Below are 6,461 nucleotides of genomic sequence, written 5' to 3' on the forward strand. Positions count from 1 at the left end.
AGGCCTTGCTTGCCTTTGGCCGCCAGTAAGTCTCCGACTCGCAAGCCTCCGGGGCGTTTGAGGCGCATGGCCGGGTCAAAGCCCCAGGTGATGATGTCGACACTGTGCCGGGCGTTCTCGATGGCGTCATGAACCGCGCCAAAGGCAGCCTGACCGTTGACCAGCGGCTCGGTCAGCACTCCGGCTCGGGGCGGGTAATAGGAAGTATTGGCGAACCAGTCCATCGTCAGGTTGATGGGCTCGTTGGAGTTTGGGTCGATCCTGAATGATTCTGGGGTGTAGGGATAGCTCATGCGCTCGGTTCCACGGTGGGTTTGCCGGGTTGTTCGGCATTCGCCCGAAATTCTTCGGGTGGTACATAGGCAAAGTGCTGAGGCTCGCACGCCGTGTAGGCGCGGTGGCCTTGTCGGGCCAAGCACTGATCAGCAGGCAACTCTATGGATGGGGAGTCGAGGCTTATGCTGAAATGATGCCCGTTGGCGAGTTCAACCCTGAAGACCTGGCAGTTGGCGACGGGCTTGAACTCGACGAGCCCGTCAGGCCCGGTTATGCCTTCTTGTATCTGGGCACCGTCGGCCAGCAGTCGGTAAGGCTCGCTCTCATACCCCGGCAAGCTGGGCAACGGTCTGAGGCTGATACTCAACCCCTGATTCTTCTCGGTGTTCAATGCACCGTTGCCTGCCTTTTCACCCAACCGGGCGCTCAACGGAGAAGACGAGGTTGAAAGCGGCAGCTGCAGTAAGCTGGCCAAGGCTTCGACGGTCATGGGCGTAAGAGGGTTGGCGGCAGTGCCCGGTAGCGGAGCACCTCCCAGCTGAATTGGCGTGCTGCTAAAAATGCCGCCTGAATTGATCACAATGTGCTGCCCACCGGCCATCAATGTGAGCGTGGCGCCTGCTGTCACCACCAGGTTGGCGCCTGATTTGAGGGTGATTTCCTGGCCAGCTTCGATGGCGATTAGCTTGCCGGCCAAGGTATGACTGCTGTGGGTGACTTCGCAATGGTCGTCGGCCAGCAGTTGCACCTTGCGATCGCCGCTCACGGTGAGTTGATCTTCGGCTTTGAGCATCAATACGCTGTTGCCGGTAATGAGTTGGTGGCGTTCGCCATCAATCTGCTCCCGCCAATCGTTGTTGATACGTTGTTCCATATCGCGCTGGGCATGCAGGTAGATCCGCTCCTGGCCTTTGCGGTCTTCTAGATGGAGTTCGTTGTGACCGGTGCTGTCCGGGGTGCTGCGGCTGCGCAATACGCTGCGGGTTTTGTTGGCCGGCAATGGGTAGGGCGGCGGGTTCAGGCTGTTTGACAGGCACGCAGTGATGACCGGGCGGTCAGGGTCGGCTTGCAAAAATAAAACCAGCACTTCCATGCCGACTCTCGGCACCGTGACTGCGCCAAACGTATCACCGGCCCACGACGAGGCCACCCGCAACCAGCAACTGCTGTGATCGTTGTAGTGCCCTTGGCGGTCCCAGTGAAATTGAACTTTGACCCGGCCATATTCATCGCAGTGGATTTCATCTGTTTGCGGGCCGGTCACGCGGGCGGTTTGCACACCCAGTACGCGGGGTTTCGGGTGTTTTAAGGCGGGGCGATAAGGCACGTCCCACGGGGTGGCGATAAAGTCGTTGCGATAGCCCTGCTCAAAGCCGTCCGCAGACGGTTTGGCTGCGGCCCTGCCATAGGCGCGCAGCACTTGAGGCTGTTTGCCTTGATGGGTGATTTCGTTTAACAACCACAGGTTGTTGTTGAGGGGGTTCGGATGCCCCGCGAGCGCCATTAAATGGCCGGTTGCGAAGGCAGGCTGATCACTTTTGCCGGTGGCTTGGCGACAGTCGATCCGGTGACGTTCAAGGGTGCGCTGGCTGAGCAATCTGCCGCGCGGTTCGTCCTTGAAATGGCCGGGGTAAACATAATCTTCCAGGTCCGGGCCACGGCGTTGGTTGTCGGGACGACTGTCTGCCTTTACCTCCCGACTGGCAGTTTCAAAGTTGTAATCGCGCAATGTGCTGCGGGTAGGGCGGGTTTTCAGCGTCACTTTGAAGCTATTGACCACCCGCTCTTCGGCAACCATGCCGCTGTCCGGGTGGTAAAGCACAGACTCATCAAGTTTCGGAAAGACTCGCTGGCCGTCCCCAAAAATCAGGCGGTGGCCCTGCGCGCTGTGCTCGAAGTGGTAGTGGATGCCTTCCTCTTCACACAGACGCTGAATGAAGTGCAGATCGGATTCCTGGTACTGCACACAGTCATTACGCGGTTGGTACTGCACATCCAGGGTAAATACGTAGTTATCGCTGAAAATGCCATGTTCTTCGAGCAGTTGACTGATGATTTGCTCAACCGTCAGTTGCTGGAAAATACGCTGATTTTTGCGCAGATCAAGAAAGGCCAGTTGCGGCACCAGTGTGATGGTCAGGTGCGTCAGAGGGGTGTGCTTGTCGCTGAGGGTAAGGGCGTAAACATGCCCGTGGATACCGCCGCCCTGTACCCCGAGGGTCAGAAACCCTGGTCTGTGCAGCAGGCTATCAAGGTCCAGATTCGGGTTTTCGCTGATCAGTTCAATGTCAAAGGCATAGGGGGCGCTGATGGCCTCTTTGCCTTCGAAGGCCAGCACGTGTAAGTCGTCGTTCAGGCCATCAAGGCTGAAGTGAAAACGGGATAGAACGCTTGCCATGAGCGATTCCTTACGCGAGGGCGAACTGACTCGCGTCAGAACATTGAGTCGCGAAAGGTAACAATCCTGATTACATTCTGGATGTAGGATGCGTCCCGTGCTTTCAAGGCTAGTAACGGTAGTTGCGTAGGACTAATCAATTTCAATGCGAAATTTCTGAGGCACTGCCTGCTGGCTCATGACGCACAACAACGCCTACACTGCTTCTCCGCGAAAGGAGCCTGCCATGTTGATTGTTGCTGACGAAAATATTCCCCTGATCGAAGCGTTCTTTGCCGGTTTCGGTGAAATACGCCGTTTGCCGGGGCGCCAGATTACCCGCACCGATGTGCATGATGCGGATGTGCTGCTGGTGCGCTCGGTGACGAAAGTCGATCGTGAGTTGCTGGAAGGCAGCGCGGTAAGGTTTGTTGGAACCTGCACCATCGGTACCGATCACCTGGCGCTGGATTATTTTGATCAGGCAGGTATTCAGTGGGCCAGTGCTCCCGGTTGTAATGCCCGTGGCGTGGTGGACTACGTGCTCGGCAGCCTCCTGACATTGGCCGACCTCGAAGGCGTCGACCTGGTGCAGCGTACGTATGGCGTGGTCGGCGCGGGTGAGGTCGGTGGGCGTCTGGTCGAAGTATTACGCGCTTTGGGCTTCAAGGTGCTGGTCTGTGATCCGCCGCGCCAGGCAGCGGAAGGCGGCGACTATGTAACGCTGCAACAGATCATCGAGCAGTGTGATGTGCTTAGCCTGCATACCCCCTTAACCAAAGGCGCAAGTGATGCAACCTGGCACCTCCTCGATCTTGAGCGCTTGAACCAGCTCAAGCCCGGTGCTTGGCTGATTAACGCCAGTCGCGGGGCTGTCGTGGACAACACCGCATTGCGTGATGTGCTGACCCGCCGCGATGACCTGCAAGCCGTTCTGGATGTCTGGGAGGGCGAGCCTGGGGTAGACGTCGATCTGGCGGATATGTGTGTGCTGGCAACCCCGCACATTGCGGGCTATAGCCTTGATGGCAAGCAACGCGGAACGGCGCAGGTGTATAAGGCGTTTTGTGATTTTCTCGGTCAGCCCGCAGAAGTCCAGCTTGTCGACTTGCTGCCCGCGCCGTGGTTGGCGAGTGTTCACTTGAGTGCCGACAGCGACCCGGCTTGGGCGTTGGCCATGCTGTGTCGCGGTGTCTACGATCCGCGTCGCGACGATGCAGACTTCCGGCGCAGTCTCGTGGGCAGCGCCCAGGAACAAAAACAGGCTTTTGACGCTTTGCGCAAAAACTACCCGGTACGTCGGGAGATCGAGGGATTGAGGGTGCACGTCGAGGGTGAGTCAGTGGCGTTGAGGCAGTTAGTCAGGGCGCTGGGGGCTGTGCTGGTGTGAGGGCCAAACGAACGCTGTAACGGCAGCCTCTGGCAGTGTGAGGGCCGTTACAGCGTTAGATGAGAATCAGTCTTTACCAAAAGGTTTGACCAGGCGCTTGTCCAGTTCGTGGCAGGCGTCCTGAATCATCTTTTCGGTGATCAGAATTTCTTTTCCCTGTTCATCAATCATGGCGCACCCCAGTGACTGCTGTGGTTGGGTTCGAATCACTGGAATCGCTTGAGCATTGTGTTGCAAATCCATGGCCTGTGTCCTCATCAGGGTGTAGCGCTAATGTAGTTCCGTTTAGTGACCAGGTTGTGACACAACTTGGCGGCGAACTCAGTCCAACAGAAATATCCTGAAACTTCCACCCCCACTTTAGAACATTAAGGCCTAGGCTTGGTTGTCATGGGTCATATTCAAAGCGAGTGAGAAATATTCCCCGATTCAGGCCCTGTCTCTCAACATTCACCTTCTGGATGCCCCGAATGCTTTCATCTCGTCAACGCCGTGCCATTCGTCTGGCGGCTCATTTTGTATCGCCCTACCGTTGGCAGGCTGTAGGTGCCTTGTTAGCGCTGATCGTCACTGCGGGCATTACCCTCTCAATGGGGCAGGGCATCAAGCTGATGGTCGACAAGGGTTTCATGACCCAATCGCCGCACTTGCTCAATCAGTCCATCGGTTTTTTTCTGTTACTCGTTTTGGGGCTTTCGGTGGGGACGTTTGTACGGTTCTATCTGGTGTCATGGATAGGTGAGCGGGTGGTTGCTGATATTCGGCGGCAGGTGTTTAACCACCTGATCGACCTGCATCCCGGGTTTTACGAGAACAACCGCAGTTCCGAAATCCAGTCCCGGCTGACCACGGACACTACGCTGTTGCAGTCGGTGATTGGCTCGTCCCTGTCCTTGTTCCTGCGCAACAGTTTGATGGTGATTGGCGGTGTGGTGCTGCTGTTTATCACTAACCCCAAGCTCACCAGCATTGTGGTGGTGGCGCTGCCGCTGGTGCTGGCCCCCATTCTGATTTTCGGTCGACGGGTCCGCAACCTCTCGCGCCAGAGTCAGGACCGGATCGCTGACGTTGGCAGTTACGTGGCTGAAGCCTTGGGCCAGATTAAAACGGTGCAAGCCTACAACCATCAGCAGCAAGACCAGCAACGTTTTGCCGCCACCGTAGAAAGCGCTTTTGCCACCGCACGCAAGCGTATCGTGCAACGGGCCTGGCTGATTACCCTGGTGATTTCGCTGGTACTCGGTGCGGTCGGGGTGATGCTCTGGGTCGGCGGCATGGACGTCATTGCCGGGCGCATAACCGGCGGCGAATTGGCGGCGTTCGTGTTTTACAGTCTGGTGGTGGGCAGCGCGTTTGGCACCCTGAGCGAAGTGATTGGCGAATTGCAGCAGGCGGCCGGTGCGGCTCAGCGGATAGATGAATTGCTACAGTCGAAAAGCCTGATTGAACCTCCAGCGAGTGATGTGCAGGTTTTACCCGAGCGCGTGCGGGGCAACCTGAACCTTGAAGAGCTGTATTTCGCCTACCCATCGCGGCCTGATAACTACGCGATTGAAGGGCTAAACCTGACGATCAAGGCGGGCGAAACCTTGGCGCTGGTCGGGCCTTCCGGGGCGGGTAAATCCACCTTGTTTGATTTGCTGCTGCGGTTCTACGACCCGCAGCGGGGCCAGATTCTCCTCGAAGGGCTGTCCATCGCCCGGCTGGACCCGCAAGACCTGCGGCGCTGTTTTGCTTGGGTGTCGCAAACCCCGGCGTTATTTTTTGGCACTGTCGAAGACAACATCCGTTATGGCAACGCCCACGCCAGCGCCGCCCAGGTTGAAGCGGCGGCGCGTATCGCTCATGCCCATGACTTTATTTTGCAAATGCCTGACGGCTATCAAACGCATTTGGGTGATGGCGGTCAGGGCTTGTCCGGCGGGCAGCGTCAACGGTTGGCGATAGCCCGGGCGCTGTTGGTGGATGCGCCGATACTGTTGCTGGACGAAGCCACCAGTGCACTGGATGCCCAGAGCGAACATTTGATTCAGCAAGCCTTGCCCAGCTTGATGAAAGGTCGCACAACGCTGGTGATTGCCCATCGCCTGGCGACGGTGCAGAACGCTGACAGGATTGCGGTCATGGACCAAGGCAAGCTGGTCGCCATTGGCACCCACACGCAGCTGATCGCCAGTAATGCGCTGTATGCGCGTTTGGCGGCGTTGCAATTTAATGGCGGGGTGGCAGAAAGCATATAAGCAGCTGCTGCGCGAGTGTTGCAGACACCTATAACAACCCGCTGACGAGGCACGAAGGCTGCGATCGGCGGCAGAGCCGTCGTAAAACCTGGCGCTGCGAGGTGGCATCGTTTGCGACCGCTTCGCGCTCGATCGCAGCCTTCGTGCCTTGGCAGCGGCTACATTGACACCGCGCTGT

Annotated in this window: 4 protein-coding genes and 1 pseudogene; 2 read left to right on the forward strand and 3 right to left on the reverse strand. The window is 57.6% G+C overall.

The genetic code is table 11. From position 1 onward, the window contains the following. Positions 1–293, reverse strand: a pseudogene (locus ACI7MX_RS22875) (hypothetical protein); the annotation flags it as partial. Further along, positions 290–2,674, reverse strand: a complete 2,385-nt coding sequence (gene tssI / locus ACI7MX_RS22880; RefSeq protein ID WP_405592084.1) for a type VI secretion system tip protein TssI/VgrG — start codon at positions 2,672–2,674, stop codon at positions 290–292. The gene tssI and the pseudogene ACI7MX_RS22875, both read right to left, overlap by 4 nt. Positions 2,675–2,900: 226 nt before the next feature. Between tssI and pdxB the strand changes: the two genes are divergently transcribed. Continuing rightward, entirely contained in the window at positions 2,901–4,043 is a 1,143-nt protein-coding gene (gene pdxB / locus ACI7MX_RS22885; protein WP_405592088.1) for a 4-phosphoerythronate dehydrogenase PdxB, read from the forward strand. A 66-nt stretch (positions 4,044–4,109) separates the two neighbouring features. Here pdxB and ACI7MX_RS22890 read toward each other — a convergent pair whose 3' ends face one another. Next, complete coding sequence (locus tag ACI7MX_RS22890; protein WP_405592091.1) at positions 4,110–4,286, reverse strand: PA1571 family protein; 177 nt, start codon at positions 4,284–4,286, stop codon at positions 4,110–4,112. A 218-nt stretch (positions 4,287–4,504) separates the two neighbouring features. Here ACI7MX_RS22890 and ACI7MX_RS22895 point away from each other — a divergent pair, with 218 nt between their 5' ends. Next, positions 4,505–6,283: an ABC transporter transmembrane domain-containing protein gene (locus ACI7MX_RS22895; RefSeq protein ID WP_405592094.1), complete on the forward strand. Its 1,779-nt coding sequence runs from the start codon at positions 4,505–4,507 to the stop codon at positions 6,281–6,283. The last annotated feature ends 178 nt before the right edge of the window (positions 6,284–6,461 follow it).

The sequence above is a fragment of the Pseudomonas sp. 2024-210 genome (genome assembly GCF_045062345.1).
Taxonomy (GTDB): domain Bacteria; phylum Pseudomonadota; class Gammaproteobacteria; order Pseudomonadales; family Pseudomonadaceae; genus Aquipseudomonas.

What these genes read in the sequence shown, in the direction of transcription:
- pdxB (WP_405592088.1), top strand. Translation starts at nt 2,901, where the DNA reads ATGTTGATTGTTGCTGACGAAAATATTCCCCTGATCGAAGCGTTCTTT.
- tssI (WP_405592084.1), bottom strand. Translation starts at nt 2,674, where the DNA reads ATGGCAAGCGTTCTATCCCGTTTTCACTTCAGCCTTGATGGCCTGAAC.
- ACI7MX_RS22890 (WP_405592091.1), bottom strand. Translation starts at nt 4,286, where the DNA reads ATGGATTTGCAACACAATGCTCAAGCGATTCCAGTGATTCGAACCCAA.
- ACI7MX_RS22895 (WP_405592094.1), top strand. Translation starts at nt 4,505, where the DNA reads ATGCCCCGAATGCTTTCATCTCGTCAACGCCGTGCCATTCGTCTGGCG.